14 protein-coding genes are annotated in these 14,485 nt (G+C 58.3%); all 14 read right to left on the bottom strand.

Translation table 11 applies throughout. The annotated features are described in order from the left end of the window. Position 1 precedes the first annotated feature (1 nt). The gene (locus HW273_RS06150) at positions 2-700 is read right to left on the bottom strand and encodes an N-acetylmannosamine-6-phosphate 2-epimerase (protein ID WP_179010940.1); all 699 of its coding nucleotides are present in this window, start codon (positions 698-700) and stop codon (positions 2-4) included. 242 nt (positions 701-942) lie between these two features. After that, positions 943-2,391 (bottom strand): peptidoglycan D,D-transpeptidase FtsI family protein, encoded by a 1,449-nt coding sequence (locus HW273_RS06145; protein WP_179010939.1) that lies wholly within the window; start codon positions 2,389-2,391, stop codon positions 943-945. Continuing rightward, on the bottom strand, positions 2,388-3,851 hold the full coding sequence (locus HW273_RS06140; RefSeq protein ID WP_179010938.1) for an FtsW/RodA/SpoVE family cell cycle protein: 1,464 nt from the start codon (positions 3,849-3,851) through the stop codon (positions 2,388-2,390). Before HW273_RS06140 ends, HW273_RS06145 begins: the two co-directional genes overlap by 4 nt. Before the next feature lies 1 nt (position 3,852). Then, a complete protein-coding gene (locus HW273_RS06135) occupies positions 3,853-4,935 on the bottom strand; it encodes a U32 family peptidase (RefSeq protein WP_179010937.1) in 1,083 nt (360 codons plus the stop codon). After that, the gene (locus HW273_RS06130; protein ID WP_179010936.1) at positions 4,895-6,208 is read right to left on the bottom strand and encodes a peptidase U32 family protein; all 1,314 of its coding nucleotides are present in this window, start codon (positions 6,206-6,208) and stop codon (positions 4,895-4,897) included. The genes HW273_RS06135 and HW273_RS06130 overlap by 41 nt, the downstream gene beginning before the upstream one ends. Beyond that, the gene (locus HW273_RS06125; RefSeq protein ID WP_179010935.1) at positions 6,205-6,606 is read right to left on the bottom strand and encodes a cell division protein ZapA; all 402 of its coding nucleotides are present in this window, start codon (positions 6,604-6,606) and stop codon (positions 6,205-6,207) included. Before HW273_RS06125 ends, HW273_RS06130 begins: the two co-directional genes overlap by 4 nt. Positions 6,607-6,689: 83 nt before the next feature. Continuing rightward, positions 6,690-7,688, bottom strand: a complete 999-nt coding sequence (ruvB, locus tag HW273_RS06120) for a Holliday junction branch migration DNA helicase RuvB (RefSeq protein WP_179010934.1) — start codon at positions 7,686-7,688, stop codon at positions 6,690-6,692. 239 nt (positions 7,689-7,927) lie between these two features. Next, on the bottom strand, positions 7,928-8,545 hold the full coding sequence (gene ruvA, locus HW273_RS06115; protein WP_179010933.1) for a Holliday junction branch migration protein RuvA: 618 nt from the start codon (positions 8,543-8,545) through the stop codon (positions 7,928-7,930). A 241-nt stretch (positions 8,546-8,786) separates the two neighbouring features. After that, positions 8,787-9,902: a flavodoxin-dependent (E)-4-hydroxy-3-methylbut-2-enyl-diphosphate synthase gene (gene ispG, locus HW273_RS06110; protein ID WP_279287569.1), complete on the bottom strand. Its 1,116-nt coding sequence runs from the start codon at positions 9,900-9,902 to the stop codon at positions 8,787-8,789. Positions 9,903-9,927: 25 nt separating this feature from the next. Continuing rightward, the gene (locus HW273_RS06105; RefSeq protein WP_179010931.1) at positions 9,928-11,103 is read right to left on the bottom strand and encodes a M50 family metallopeptidase; all 1,176 of its coding nucleotides are present in this window, start codon (positions 11,101-11,103) and stop codon (positions 9,928-9,930) included. A gap of 9 nt (positions 11,104-11,112) precedes the next feature. Beyond that, positions 11,113-12,264, bottom strand: coding sequence for a 1-deoxy-D-xylulose-5-phosphate reductoisomerase (gene dxr / locus HW273_RS06100; protein WP_179010930.1), 1,152 nt, complete (start codon positions 12,262-12,264; stop codon positions 11,113-11,115). Positions 12,265-12,320: 56 nt separating this feature from the next. Then, positions 12,321-13,163, bottom strand: coding sequence for a phosphatidate cytidylyltransferase (locus HW273_RS06095; protein ID WP_243206755.1), 843 nt, complete (start codon positions 13,161-13,163; stop codon positions 12,321-12,323). 10 nt (positions 13,164-13,173) lie between these two features. Continuing rightward, the gene (locus tag HW273_RS06090; RefSeq protein ID WP_179010929.1) at positions 13,174-13,908 is read right to left on the bottom strand and encodes an isoprenyl transferase; all 735 of its coding nucleotides are present in this window, start codon (positions 13,906-13,908) and stop codon (positions 13,174-13,176) included. Beyond that, positions 13,905-14,459, bottom strand: coding sequence for a ribosome recycling factor (gene frr, locus HW273_RS06085; protein ID WP_179010928.1), 555 nt, complete (start codon positions 14,457-14,459; stop codon positions 13,905-13,907). The genes HW273_RS06090 and frr overlap by 4 nt, the downstream gene beginning before the upstream one ends. Between the last annotated feature and the right edge of the window lie 26 nt (positions 14,460-14,485).

Raw genomic sequence — 14,485 nt, 5'->3', positions numbered from 1 at the left:
TTTAGACGGAAAGCTCTTTCAGAGCCTCCGCAAATGGTTTCGTAATCAGCTGCGGTCTCGTAATAATGGATCCGACCACTACCGCGTAGGCGCCGAGCTCTACAACCCGCTTCGCCTTCTCCGGCGTATTGATATTTCCCTCTGCGATCACAAGGTGCTTCACTCCCACCACAATCTCCCGCAGGATCCGGAAGTCATCCGCTTCGATGTGCAGTCCCTTCGATTCCGCAGTATAACCGACCATCGTCGTGCCGATGAAATCGAAGCCCAGCTCATCCGCATGGAGCGCCTCCTCCACTGTGGCGCAGTCCGCCATGAAAAGCTGAAACGGATATTTCTCCTTGACCTCCCGGAAGAACACATCCAGCATGACACCGTCCGGCCGAAGCCTCGCGGTCGCATCCATCGCGATGATATCCGCTCCTGCCTCGATCAGCTCGTCCACCTCCCGCATCGTCGGCGTGATATAGACCGGCGAGCCTGGATAATCTCTCTTGACGATCCCGATGATCGGAAGATCCACCAGGGATCGGATCTCGCGGATGTCCTCTTTCGTGTTTGCGCGAATCCCCTTCGCGCCGCCCATTTTCGCGGCAACTGCCATGCGTCCCATGATATAGGACGAATGGAGCGGTTCCTCCGGAAGCGCCTGGCAGGACACGATCAGCTTTCCCTTCAAAGCCTCTATCTTGCTGTTCATCCTCCGTACCTCCTCATGTGACCAGTATATCCAAACTAAAAGTAATTTCAATACATAGTCATCATTCAGAAATACATTTCATTCATCTTTATTTAATTTATAATTCTATACAGAAAAACTCCGTATAAATTATAGAAATCGCACAACTACTGTAATTTTTTTCTCTATTCTCCTCTTCATCAGAAACTAATTTTACAGTTCTGGCGGGAGAAAGCATGCCTGACACGGCATCGGCTCCCATATCATGAAAGCAGCCAATAGTCAAATACCTTCCTTGCAATCGGCACTGCCGTCCTGCCGCCGGTCTCACCATCCTCAACCAGTACCGTAACCGCGAGCACAGGCTCCTCCAGCGGCGCGAAGCCGGTGAACCAGGCATCGGTCTTCGTCACGCCGTCCTCCGTATATTCCGCAGAGCCGGTCTTGCCTGCCGCCGCGTAGGCCTCTGTACGAAGCTTACTCGCAGTTCCCTCGGAAACGACAGAACGCATAAAGCCGCGAAGCACTTCTGCCTCCTCCGCACGCATCAGCCGCTTTTCACTCCCTGCGGAGAAACGCTTCACCACCGTCCCGTCCGCCGTCTCTACGCGTTCCAGGAGACGCGGCTGCACCAGTGCTCCGTCATTCGCGATCGCCGCAGTCAGGAGGAGATTGTGCAGCGGCGTCATCAGCGTCTGTCCCTGTCCGATGGCAGTCTGCATCAGTGTCCAGCTGCTGTCTTCCTCCGTAAGCCGGAAACGGCTCCGGTTCGCGGCGATCGGAAGGGTCTGATCCTGATTGAAGCCGAGCGACTCCGTAAGCGTGAGCAGCTGCTTCCGATCAATCTCCGTACCGAGCTTCGCAAAGGCGGTATTGCAGGACAGCGCGTAGGCACGTCCGAGATCCACCTCCCCGTGACGTTCTCCGCCGTAGCAATGGATCTCTGCCGCAGGATCCTCCGGAGAGCGGAAGCTCCCGTCACAGCTGTAGCGGAAATCCGCATAGTCCGCAGGGTGCTCCCGCAGATACTCCAACGCCATTACCGTCTTGAAGGTGCTCCCCGGCGGATAGAGTCCCTGCGTCGTCCGGTTTATGAGGTTTCCGCTGCGGTTCTCCTCCGAGACCAGACTCTCCCACTCCGCCGATATCGTATTCGGATCGAAGCCCGGACTGGAAACCATCGCGAGGATTCTCCCGCTCTTCGGCTCCATGCAGATCACCGCACCTCTCCGTTCTCCGAGCGCCTCCGCGGCTGCCTGCTGCAGCCCTGCATGAAGCGTCGTCACCACATTGTCGCCGAGGCTCTTCTGCTCTGTCAGCTCGTTCAGAATCTGCTGCATGGGATTCGTGTGACTCTCCATCAGATAGAAGTTCGCCGCGGACTCGAGTCCCGTCTTGCCCTTCGCAGTATAGCCGACCGCATGCGCGAAGAGCGCGCCGAAGGGATAACGCCTCGTTTCTGTCCCATCCTCTCCTCTCTCCGTCACAGCCAGTGTCTGCCCGTCGGAGGAAAGAATAGCTCCGCGGAGGATACGGTTATCAAAGACCTCCATCCTCGCATTGTAGGGATTGCCCATCAGCCCCGGCGCCTGCCAGCCGATGAAGTAGATCATATAGCCGATCAGGACGAAAAAAAGCAGAGAAAAGAAGAAAATGAGATGAAAAATCCCCCTGTCCGCCTGCCGTCTCTCTCTCTCCGAATCGTCTCTCATCGCGCCCCCTCTCTTCCTCGGGATCGTCCCCTCTCCAAATGCCGCGCTGCGCCATAAGCGCCATGCTCCTGCGCGCCCTCTGTCCTCTCCTCGTCTGCCTGCTCCCCGTATTCCGTATCCTCCGCAGCCTCCCCCGTCTCCGTAAGAAGCTCCGCCTCGTCCTCATTGCCCTGCACGATATACAGCGCCTGTATGACGGCAAAGAGCAGGAAGCTGGAGAAAAGGCTGGAACCGCCGTAGCTCACGAAGGGCAGCGTCACGCCGGTGGAAGGAATGAACTTGACCGCGCCGCCGATCGTCAGGAAAACCTGCATCACATACTGTATCGCGAGACCGACTGCTACGAGCTTGTAAAAGCCGAATTCCATATAGGTCGCGATCATCATCATCTGCAGGAAGCAGCCCAGACAGATCAGCGTCAGGCAGATCGCCACGACCGCGCCCAGCTCCTCCGAGACAGCGGAAATGATAAAGTCCTTCTCTACAATGGGAATCTTGTTCGGAAGCCCCTGATAGAGCCCCAGCCCGAAGAAGCCCCCTGTGCCTATGGCGAAGAGCGACTGCGTGATCTGATAGCCCCGGTTATTGATATCCGCCCAAGGGTTACGCCACGCGAAGACCCGGGTACGGACGTGAGAAAAAAGAAAATAAGAAAGCACGCCGGAAAAGCCTGCCGCCGTGAGTCCCGCTGTAAGTACAGCCGTCCTTCGCGTCGCGATATAGAGCATCACGAGATAGCAGAGGAAGAGCAGCAGCGCGGAGCCGAGATCCTTGCAGAGCACGAGGAGCAGGATGTGCAGCGCCGCGACGAGACTCGATACGAGGAAATCCCGCAGCGCCTCTGCGCGATAGAGGAAGCCCGCGAGCGAAAAAACGAAGCTCAGCTTCACGAGCTCCACTGCCTGAAAGGAGAAGCCGCCCAAACTGATACTCATTTTGGCGCCATAGCTCCTGACGCCGATCAGAAGCACCGAAGACAGGAGCGCTATCCCGAATGCTGCGAGCACAGTGCGGAAGCGGGCAAAGTCCCAGATCCGGTCGATCAGGTACGGAACCGGCAGCGAGAGAAGTCCCGCCGCAAGCACGATCACATACTGCTTCACCGCCCGGTCGAGGCTGAGCCGCTCCAGCATGACCAGTCCGACCGCAAGCAGGAGGCTCATATTATTGAGAAGCAGAGGATTGACATTACGGTAAAGCCGCCGGAAAAGCCATGGGAAAAGCAGCAGGAAAAGGAGCTGCGCGAAATAAAATCCCAGCGTCTCCGGGCGCATGCTATGCAGAATGAGAACGAGGCTGAGCAGGAAATGGAAAAGCAGGAGAATCGGTTTCTGGTACGCCGCAAGCTGCTCTGCCGCCTCCTCGTCCGAGAGGGAAAGATATCGAAAATTACAGTAGGTATAGAGTACCGTCAAAAGGATGCAGAGATACCTGCTCGCCGTCGTGAATAAATGAATCATCTTATTCTACCCCGTGGTGGAAATGTCCTCTTGTGAGGCTCGTCGGAAGCATGCCGCCTAAAATCCGCCGACATTCCTCTCCGCTTTCCACTGAAAAATCATAACGGACGCTGTCCGGTCTGAGCGGCAGCACCTCCGCCGGAAGATCCGAAATGCCGTAGGGCTCCGCATTGAAGATCTGATTATAGCAGTATTTGCAGTACATCCGCACCGGCATTTCCTTACCCATGCGGTCGCGGAGCCGCTCTGTTCCGTTCCCACGATCGCAGCCGCGGCTCGTCTTCCTGACGCAGTTCGCGCTCACCATCATCGGCAGATGTCCATAGACGAGGAGCTCTGATGCCAGCTGCTCCCGGGAAAGCCCGCCGCGGAGCTCCATGAGCTCCCGCCGGTTCAGCTCAATCGGCAGCGTTACCCGCTCCGCCCCCAGCTCTCGGAGCACCGAAAGTGCCGCAGCATTGTAGCCATAGACCGTATAATCGAAGCAGAGCTCCGGGAAGGCGGCGCTTTCCTCGGCTTCCCGAAGAGAGAGGAGCTGCATCACCTCCTCCATGCAGCGAATGAGCACCGCATCCGGTCTCGCCATGCTCTCCGGAGAGAGCAGCCGCCGAAGCTGCGCCTTCACGGAGCAGCTGTCCTCCGATGCCCGCTCGATCCGCCGGAGCCGAAGCCCGGCTCTCTTCCCCTGCCGCTGTATCTGCCGGATTCCCTCCGAAAGCGCCGTATCCGAAAAGCCTGCCTCGTCCAGATAGATCAGGCATACCTCCTGTACGGAAAGCGCTGCCCGAAGCTGTTCCTCCTGCTCTACAGAGACCCGAAGCTCCGAAACAGGCAGCAGCGGGGCGAAGCGGGGCTTCGGGTTTTCCCGTGTCTCCCTCTTTGGCACGACCCCTCTCCCGGCGGCCTCCCGCTTCCCGCCCCGCCGGATCTCCTTGCCTCCCCGTGCCTTCCCGCGTAGCTCCGCCGCTCTCTGAGATTCCCCCGCACTGCGTGCCGTATCCTCCTTTCGTCCCTGCGGGCCCCGCTTCTCTGCGCTGCCCCCTCTATTCTCCCGTCTCGACCTCTCTGCCCTGTCGTCTCGCATTCCCAAGCAATGCCTCCTTCAACTGCTCCAATGCCGCTCTCCGGAGTGCGTTCAGCCCGGAAACCGGTACGAACAGCCCCTCCTCCATATCGATCTCCAGCCTCTCCGGGAAAAAGACCGTAGCGCCGGTTTTCCGAAGCTGCTTCTCTATGCTCTCCCTAGCGCTTCCGCTCTGCTGCGCACGCTCCACCGGAGCGGAGGATACTACGGTCACAGCCTGCTCTCCCGCAGCAGCGCGAAGCTGCATCGGTTCTCCGGCACGGAGGCGGATGGAGAGTGCTGTCGGAAGCTGCCGCGTCCGTCTCACATAACGCTCCGAGACCTCGTCGAGCAGCTGCTCGTCCACGACGCGGAAGCCCTTCTCTTTGATCGCGATCATCTCTCTGTCGTTATGCTTCCTCAGGTAGGAATCCGTCCCTCCGCGGTCATAGAGCTCTCTGAGCAGCAGGAGATCCCTCTCCTCTACCTGATACGTCTCCGGACTTTTCTCCGCGAGATCCAGGTACTTCCGGTACACAGAAACCACGCCCGCCGTATAGACCGGCGACTTCATCCGCCCCTCGATCTTCATAGAATACACGCCTGCTGAAATCAGCTCCGGCAGCAGCTCCACTGTGGACATATCCTTCATGCTGAGGAAATATCCCCTCTTCCCGCCGGTCTCATAGCAGAGACGGCAGGTTCCCGCGCATCTTCCGCGGTTTCCGGATCTTCCGCCCAGAAGAGAGGACATAAAGCATTCCCCGGAATAGCTGTAGCACATCGCACCGTGCACAAAGACCTCCAGCTCTATCCCCGCCTCCTCATGTATCCGATGGATCTCCGAAAGGCTCAGCTCTCTGGCGAGTACAGCTCTCGTCATGCCGAGCCGCTTTACGAGCCGCGCGCTCTCCGGCCCGCTCACGCACATCTGCGTGCTGGCATGCACCGGGAGATCCGGGAAGAGCTCACGAATGCGGCGCACCGCGCCGAGATCCTGCACGATTACCCCATCCACCCCCGCCGCATAATAGGGATACAAATACGAAAAAAGCTCTTTAAGCTCTGCATCCTTAAAGAGTATGTTTATCGTCATATAGAGTTTCACACCGAAGAGATGGCAGTGCTCGATCGCGGCAAGCAGCATATCCGATGCCAATGCCTGCGCCGACTCCGCGTAGGCACGCGCCCCGAAGCGACGTCCGCCCATATATACAGCGTCCGCGCCGGCATTGACCGCGGCATATACCGAGGCGAGGGAGCCCGCGGGTGCAAGCAGCTCCGTCTGCCTCATCCCTTCGCCCCGTCCGCCCGGAGACGCTCCTGAATCTCATATTCCGCGAGCTTTTTCTGCGCGTCGGCAAGCTGCTGCAGCGCGGTTTCCAGCTTCATCTGCATATTTACGAGATCGCGCTTCGCCGCGTATGCCTCCCGCTCCTGCTCCTCCCGGGCGATCCGCGCCTTTCTCGTCTTCTCCTGCTCGACGAAGAAATCGTCGCAGATATTGATCTCGAGAAGCAGCGCCTTCAGAGAATCATCCAGCTTATTATAGTAGCGGAACTCCTTCCTGAACTCTGCGATCCTGTTGTTGAGATATCCTGCCACCTCATGCATATAGCTGTCGGATTCGTTTCCGGACAGCCGGTAAATCTTTCCGTCGATAACTACTTCTACTGTATTCTTCTCTGCCATCTTATTCCCTGCTTTATCAGATTTGATAAGGATGCCAAGACCGTATCTGACAATCCTCCCGAGCCAGCTTTAATTCGAAAGGCTCAGCCTTCATACGATATCCCCAAGTGCTTATACGCGTTCGGTGTCGCTACGCGTCCGCGGGGCGTGCGGTTAATCAGCCCGTTCATCAGAAGATAGGGCTCGTATACGTCCTCCAGCGTCCCGCTGTCCTCTCCGAGCGCCGCCGCCAGCGTCTCGACCCCCACGGGACCGCCGCTGAACTTCTCGATAATCGTCAGGAGATAGCTCCGGTCATTCTGATCGAGCCCGAGCCTGTCCACGTCGAGGATGTCCATCGCGTAGTCCGCGACCTCCCGCGTGATCCTGCCGTCGTACTTAATATCTGCGAAATCCCGGACACGCCGAAGCAGACGGTTCGCCAATCTCGGCGTTCCCCGCGAGCGAAGCGCGATCCGCTCCGCGCCGGAATCCTCGATCTCGACCTCCAGCACTCTGGCGGAACGAAGGACGATCTCCCGAAGCTCCTGCGTCGTATAGAATTCGAGCTTCGAGATGATACCGAAACGATCCCGCAGCGGCGCGGACAAAAGTCCCGCGCGCGTCGTCGCTCCGATCAGGGTGAAATGCGGCAGCTCCAGCCGGATCGAGCGCGCACTCGCATCCTTTCCCAGCATGATATCGATGGCGAAGTCCTCCATCGCCGGATAGAGCACCTCCTCTACCTGCCGGTTCAGCCTGTGGATCTCGTCTACGAAGAGCACATCTCCCTCGGAGAGGTTGTTCAGAAGCGCCGCCATCTCCCCGGGCTTCTCAATCGCGGGCCCGGAGGTCACCTTTATATTCACGCCGAGCTCATTGGCAATAATGTTGGAGATCGTCGTCTTGCCGAGTCCCGGCGGGCCGTAAAAAAGGCAGTGATCCAGCGACTGTCCCCGCTGCTTCGCCGCCTGAATATAGATGGAAAGCATCTCCTTCAGCTTGCTCTGCCCGATGTAGTCGCCGAGAAGCCGCGGACGGATCCTCGGCTCCAGCTTCCTGTCCTCTGCCGTCTCGTCTGTATTGATGACTCTGTGTTCCATTCTCCTCCTGATTCTGCCCCCGAGCAAGGCTCGGGGGAGCTGCGCGGTTAAGCGCAGTTCGAAGGACTGCGCTGCCCCTCTGGCGAAGAGCTTTGAGCGGTTCAAGGCAATCGCCTGCGATTGCTTCTTATTCTGCCCCGATTGAAAATCAGGGGAGCTGCGCGGCTTAATGAAACGCTGATGAAACCGGGAAAGTTACGTGCCAACGGGCGTGAATCCATAAATAAATCAGCGCTTCCTTAAAACGCCAGATGCCGCAGGCTCTGTCTGAGCACGTCGTCCGCCGTCATTCCCTCCGTGATCTCGACCTTCCGCACCGCGCCCTGCGCCTCCGCGCTGCTGTAGCCGAGCGCCGTCAGCGCCTCCGTCGCCTCTCTCGCGGCAGAATGCAGCTCCCCTGCTGCCATCGGCAATGCCGCCTCCCCTCCGGAAAGCAGCTCTCCATAGAGCTTCCCCGCATCTACCTTATCCCGAAGGTCGAGGATCACACGCTCTGCCGTCCGCTTCCCGATCCCCTGTGCCATCTGAATAGACCGGCTGTCTCCGGAGAGGATTGCCGCCCGAAGCTGATCCGGTCGTAGCACAGAAAGGATGCTGAGAGCGCCCTTCGGCCCCACCCCGCTGACCGACAGGAGCTGTACGAACATCCCCCTGTCCTCCGGGTTCAGAAAACCGAACAGCTCCATCGCATCCTCACGCACAGAAAAATAGGTATATATGCAAATCTCTTCTCCGAGAGACGGGAGAAGCGGGAGCACCGACTGCGCTACCCGTATCCCATAGCCGATTCCGCCAGCCTCTACAGTGACGAGCCCCTCCTCGACGCCCCGGAGAATCCCATGTACAAATCGAATCATACGTTCTCCAATCCGCATTAGTCTACCACAGAAGCGCATCTCTGACAAGAAGCCGCACGGCTCCGCTTCAGAAAGGCTGTTTCAGAAAGACCGCTTCGGAAAGCAGAGAGCAAGCCGATACGGAACACTGATTTGTTCATGAGGCACACGCCCGTTTACACGTAACTTTCCCGGTTTAATCAGCGTTTCCCTAACCGTATTTCGGGCTCCTGTGAGCTCTCACGCAGTCATCAGCCCTTCCTCACAGCTTCTCGATCTCCTCCCGCAGCACAGAAAGCAGCTCCTTCTCCGGAACCTTCCGGATGATCTCTCCCTTCCGGATGAGCAGTCCCTCGCCAATGCCGCCGGCGATGCCGATGTCCGCCTCTCTCGCCTCTCCCGGGCCGTTGACAACGCAGCCCATCACTGCGACCTTCAGGTCCTTGTCGTCAAACTCCTCCACCATGGTCTGCACCTCGTTTGCCAGCGCGATCAGATCAATGTTGGTTCTGCCGCAGGTCGGACAGGACACGACCGTTACCCCCTTCTTTCGCAGTCCCAGCGTGCGGAGAATCAGCTTCGCCGACTTGACCTCCTCCACGGGATCCGCCGAGAGGCTGACGCGGATCGTGTCTCCGATCCCCTGCGAGAGGATCATCCCCAGCCCCATCGCCGACTTGATATTTCCGGACCAGACGGTTCCTGCCTCCGTGATGCCGACGTGCAGCGGATGGTCGGTCTTCTCTGCGATCAAGAGATGCGCCCTCGCGGATGTCAGTACATCGGAGGACTTGATCGAGATCACGAGATTGTCATAGCCGAGCGCCTCGATGTAATGCACCTTATCGAGTGCCGATTCCACGAGCCCTTCCGCAGTCACATGCCCGCCGTACTTCTCGAGCAACGCCTTCTCGAGAGAACCGGAATTAACCCCGACACGGATCGGGATCCTCCGCTCCCGCGCGCAGTCCACCACAGCGCGCACCCTCTCCTTCGATCCGATATTGCCCGGATTGATACGGATCTTGTCCGCTCCATGCTCCATCGCCGCGATCGCCATGCGATAATCGAAGTGGATGTCAGCTACCATCGGGATGCCGACCTGCTTCCGGATCTCACCGAACGCCTCCGCCGCCTCGAAGCTCGGCACTGTCAGCCGGACAATGTCGCAGCCTGCTTTCTGTAATCTCCGAATCTGCTCGACCGAGCCTGCGATATCCGTCGTCCTGGTATTGCACATCGACTGGATCGCCACCGGATTGCCGCCGCCGATCCTCACGCCGCCGATATCGACCACTCTGGTTTCTTTTCTGCTGAACATTCTGTCCTCCACCGTTTTTATGCTTTCCGTACCATGGTACACGTTCCGGAAAGCCATTTCGGATTCTTATATCAGTATTATATCAGATGATGTTTTTATAAGCACCGGTCAGCACATTGAAGATGTCGTTCGACAGGAGCAGGAGCATCAAGAGAAGCAGCAGCGCCATCCCGACCTGATTGATGCGTTCCTCTATCTTCGGATCAAGCCGCCGCCGTGTAAGCATTTCGAGCAAAATGAACAGAAGCCGTCCGCCGTCCAGCGCCGGAATCGGCAGCAGATTCATCACGCCGAGGTTCGCGCTCAGCATCACGGAGAGCTCCAGCAGCACCAGAAAGGCATTGAAGAGCCCGTAGCGGGAGGACGCCTCCACCGTGCTGCCGATGACGCTGACCGTCCCTACCGGTCCCATCAGCTCATTCCTCTCCACCCGTCCATGGACGAGAAGCTGCAGACTGTCGAAGACGACCCTGACATTGTAGAGAAGCTCATAGCAGGCATCCTCCAGGAGCTCCGGGACATTCGCCGCCCGCACACGTCCGCTGTAAAAGGAAATGCCCAGCCGGTACCTCCCGGACGCACCGTCATAGTACGGCGCAAAAACCGCCGAGCCCAAACCTGCATTCCCTGCTCTTTCATAGCCGATGCTGACACGCGTATCCTTCGTAAATTCTCCCGAATGAAGGTAAAGGTAAATGTAGAGATCCCGGAAGGAACGGATCCGCCGCTCGTGCTTCCCGTCGTAGGAGATCGTACGCAGCAGGTCTCCCTCCTGAATCATCCCCGCGGCCGGCGCCTCCGCCTCCGTCCCCAGCATGATCGGCTTGTCGAAGCCGCTGAAATGGCAGACCACGATTGCCAGCAGGAAGGCAAGCAGAAAATTGTGAAAGACACCGGCTATGCAGATCACGAAACGCTGCCAGTTCGGCCTGTTCCGGAAGCTCCGGCGCAAAAGCTCCGCTTCCCGGAAGCGCACGCCCTCATAATCCAGTATCCCGTCCCCGCTCTCCGTCCCCGATGCGCACAGGAAGTCTCCCGAACCGGCGCTGTCCTCGCCCAGCATCGCACAGGAGCCGCCCAGCGGCAGGAGCTTCAGGCTGTAGCGGGTATTCCGGAACACGATGGAAAGGATACGAGGCCCCATGCCGATGGAAAATTCCAGTACGCCGACACCGAAAAGCTTCGCGGCAAGAAAATGCCCGAGCTCATGAAAGAAAACAATGGCTCCCAGAACCAGAATCGCTGCTATAATACTCAAATTCTATCCTCACTTCCGGAAGCGCTTCCGGACAAACTCTCTCGACCATCGCTCAATCCGGAGAATCTCCTCCAGTGTCGGCGCGGGAAGGAATGCCTCCTCATGGGTGCGCATCGCTGCCTCTATCGCCTCCGGTATCCCGAGAAAGTCAATCTGATCTTCGAGAAAGAGCGCGACCGCCTCCTCATTCGCCGCATTGTAAACCGTCGGGAGCGAACCGCCGCGCTTCCCCGCTTCGATCCCGAGAGATAGCCCCCGGAAGGTCTCCGGATCCGGCATCTCGAAGCTGAGGCTCCCAAGTCCGGCGAGATCCAGCCGCTCATCCTCCCGAAGCGCCCGCCGCTCCGGCGCATAGAGCGCGTATTCGATCGGAATGCGCATATCCGGCAGGCCGAGCTGCGCCTTCACGGAGCCGTCCACAAGCTGCACAGCAGAGTGTACGATGCTCTGCGGCTGCACCAGCACCGTGATCCTCTCCACCGGTACGTCAAAGAGCCAGCGCGCCTCAATCACCTCCAGCCCCTTGTTAACCATGGTAGCAGAGTCGATCGTGATCTTCCTCCCCATCGTCCAGTTCGGATGCCGCAGTGCGTCCTCCTTGGTCTTTCCCCGAAGCTCCGCACGCTTCTTCCCGCGGAAGGGTCCGCCGGAGGCCGTCAGCAGAATGCGTTCAATGCTCTCATGCCTCTCTCCCGCAAGGGACTGCCAGATCGCCGAATGCTCCGAATCGATAGGTCTTATCTCTACGCCGCATTCCTTCGCCAGCGGCATGATGAGATGCCCGGCACAGACCAGCGTTTCCTTATTCGCGAGTGCCACTCTCTTCCGCGCTCGAAGCGCTGCGATCGTCGGCTGAATGCCGATCATGCCGACCACAGAGACGATCACCTCGTCACAGTGCGCCATCGAAGCGAGCTGACAGAGCCCCTCCATCCCGGAGAGCACCTCCACTGGGAGCCCGTAGGCACGGAACGCCTCTGCCTTCTCCGTATCATAGACGCAGACTGTCTCCGGCCTCAGCGCGAGCACCTGCTCCCGCAGCCTCTCGATCGAGCCGTATGCCGCGAGTCCGGTGACCCGAAGCTCCGGATCCTGCCGGATCACCTCTATCGCCTGTGTGCCGATCGAACCGGTACTGCCTAAAATCACGATTTTTCTCATTTTTCTCCTGCCTCATACGACGATAAACCTGTCACATAGTGCTTATGCACCGCTGCTCATACTATAAACGTCAACGCAAAAAAAACCGCGGGCGCCGTAAAAATCACGGAATCGAAGCGATCCATAATGCCTCCGTGCCCGGGGAGCAGTGTGCCGTAATCCTTCACCGCATAGTCCCGCTTGATCCCGGAGGCTGTCAGATCCCCGATCATTGAAATCAGCGCACCGATTGCGCAGGCAACCGCAGAGCTCAGGGCGGGATTGCTTCCCTCGGTGAAATGATGGCGGAACAGGAAAGCATAGAGCGCTCCCAGCAGCGCCGCACCCACGACACCGCCCACCGCACCCTCCACCGTCTTCTTCGGGCTGAGCGCCGGTGTCATACGATGCCTGCCAAAGAGTATTCCCGCACAATAGGCGCAGGTGTCGCTTCCCCAGCTCGCAATGAAGATCAGCCAGACGAAGTATCTGCCGTCCGGAAGGTTTCTGGTCTGATAGAGATAGCTCAGCATGATTCCCGCATAAACCACAGAGAGGAATGCCTTCGCCACATGATCCACCTTGTACTCCGGATAGGTAATGACGTAAAACGCGAACATTCCCATCAGCGAGAGCACGCTCATCAGCGCCATATACTCTCCCATTCGAAACCAGACGAGCAGATAATAGATCACCGTCGTCAGATAGCCGACATAGCCGATCGAGCGGCGTTCAATGCCGAAGACCCGGTACAGCTCGAAGAGTCCCGTGAGCGAGGTCACGAGCGTCAGCAGAAAAAGCGGGAGCCCGCCCATAGGCGCGATCACCAGAATGAGAAGCAGCAGCACCGCTCCGCTGATGAGCCGCTTCAGGAACGAGCTCATTTTCTTTTCATTTTGATTTGCTTTCAGATCCGCCATAGAAGCCTCTTTACCGGCCGCCGAAGCGTCGGCTCCTCCTGTTGTATTCCTCAATCGCCCGGAGCAGCTCCGCCCGGCCGAAGTCCGGCCAGAGCACCGGCGTGAAATAGTATTCCGCGTAAGCGCACTGCCAGAGCAGGTAGTTGGAGAGCCGCTGTTCTCCGGAGGTGCGGATCACGAGATCCGGATCCGGCATCCCCGCCGTATCGAGATAGCCGGAGAATGCCGCCTCGCTGAGCGCCGCGATCTCCTCCTCCGTCTTCCCCTCTCTCACTGCATCCATGGCATAGTGTCGCACCGCACGGAGGATCTCGTCCCGCGAGCCGTAGTTCACAGCGAAAACAAAGGTCATGCCGGTATTCCCGGAAGTTTCTGTCTCAAGTCGGTCGATGCCCTCCCGGATATCCGCTGCGAAGCGGGAGCGCTCCCCGATCATCCGCGCGCGGACATTGTTCTCATTCGCCACACGGATCAGCTTCTTCATATAGAGGCGGAAAAGGCTCATCAGCGCCCCGACCTCCTCCTCCGAACGCTTCCAGTTCTCAGTCGAGAAGCCGTAGACTGTCAGATACTGCACCCCCAGCCGCGCGCAGTCCTCTACGATCCGCTCCAGCGTCTCACAGCCCTGTCTGTGTCCGAGACTGCGAGGGAGACCGTGCGCCTTCGCCCATCTGCCGTTTCCGTCCAGAATAATAGCAATATGGACCGGAATACTCCGGTCCTCGCTTTGCGTTCCCTCTGTCATACCGTCAGAAGCTCCTTGCTCTTCGCCTCCACCGAGCTGTCAATCTTCTCCACCATGTGATCGGTCAGCTCCTGAATGTCCTTGGTCTGTCTCTGCAGATCGTCCTCCGTGATCTCGGATTTCTTCTCGAGCTTCTTCGCGAGATCCATCGCGTCCCGTCGGATATTGCGGATGGCTACCTTCGCCGCCTCCCCCTTCTTCTTGACATCCTTCACCAGCTCCTTACGGCGATCCTCGGTCAGCTCCGGGAATACGAGCCGGATGGCATTGCCGTCATTGGTCGGGTTGATGCCGAGCTCAGACATATTGATCGCCTTCTCGATCTCCTTCAGCATGCTCTTCTCCCATGGCTGGATCTGAATGATACGCGCCTCCGGCACAGTGATATTGCCGACCTGCTGCAGCGGGGTCTGACTGCCATAGTAGTCTACCGTGATGCGGTCGAGCACATGCGGATTGGCGCGTCCGGCGCGAATCGTGGCAAGCTCGGAGAGCAGGTTGTCGTGCGTCTTGTGCATCTTCTCGATATAAATTGTGAACTGATCATCCATAATCGTATCCTCCTGCGGTTTTATCG

It is taken from the genome of Oribacterium sp. oral taxon 102 (genome assembly GCF_013394775.1).
Classification (GTDB): Bacteria; Bacillota; Clostridia; order Lachnospirales; family Lachnospiraceae; genus Oribacterium.
This window is presented reverse-complemented; position numbering and strand designations above follow the sequence as displayed.

What these genes read in the sequence shown, in the direction of transcription:
- HW273_RS06130 (WP_179010936.1), bottom strand. Translation starts at nt 6,208, where the DNA reads ATGAGGCAGACGGAGCTGCTTGCACCCGCGGGCTCCCTCGCCTCGGTA.
- HW273_RS06125 (WP_179010935.1), bottom strand. Translation starts at nt 6,606, where the DNA reads ATGGCAGAGAAGAATACAGTAGAAGTAGTTATCGACGGAAAGATTTAC.
- frr (WP_179010928.1), bottom strand. Translation starts at nt 14,459, where the DNA reads ATGGATGATCAGTTCACAATTTATATCGAGAAGATGCACAAGACGCAC.
- HW273_RS06135 (WP_179010937.1), bottom strand. Translation starts at nt 4,935, where the DNA reads ATGCGAGACGACAGGGCAGAGAGGTCGAGACGGGAGAATAGAGGGGGC.
- HW273_RS06140 (WP_179010938.1), bottom strand. Translation starts at nt 3,851, where the DNA reads ATGATTCATTTATTCACGACGGCGAGCAGGTATCTCTGCATCCTTTTG.
- ruvB (WP_179010934.1), bottom strand. Translation starts at nt 7,688, where the DNA reads ATGGAACACAGAGTCATCAATACAGACGAGACGGCAGAGGACAGGAAG.
- dxr (WP_179010930.1), bottom strand. Translation starts at nt 12,264, where the DNA reads ATGAGAAAAATCGTGATTTTAGGCAGTACCGGTTCGATCGGCACACAG.
- HW273_RS06150 (WP_179010940.1), bottom strand. Translation starts at nt 700, where the DNA reads ATGAACAGCAAGATAGAGGCTTTGAAGGGAAAGCTGATCGTGTCCTGC.
- ispG (WP_279287569.1), bottom strand. Translation starts at nt 9,902, where the DNA reads ATGGCTTTCCGGAACGTGTACCATGGTACGGAAAGCATAAAAACGGTG.
- HW273_RS06095 (WP_243206755.1), bottom strand. Translation starts at nt 13,163, where the DNA reads ATGGCGGATCTGAAAGCAAATCAAAATGAAAAGAAAATGAGCTCGTTC.
- HW273_RS06145 (WP_179010939.1), bottom strand. Translation starts at nt 2,391, where the DNA reads ATGAGAGACGATTCGGAGAGAGAGAGACGGCAGGCGGACAGGGGGATT.
- HW273_RS06090 (WP_179010929.1), bottom strand. Translation starts at nt 13,908, where the DNA reads ATGACAGAGGGAACGCAAAGCGAGGACCGGAGTATTCCGGTCCATATT.
- ruvA (WP_179010933.1), bottom strand. Translation starts at nt 8,545, where the DNA reads ATGATTCGATTTGTACATGGGATTCTCCGGGGCGTCGAGGAGGGGCTC.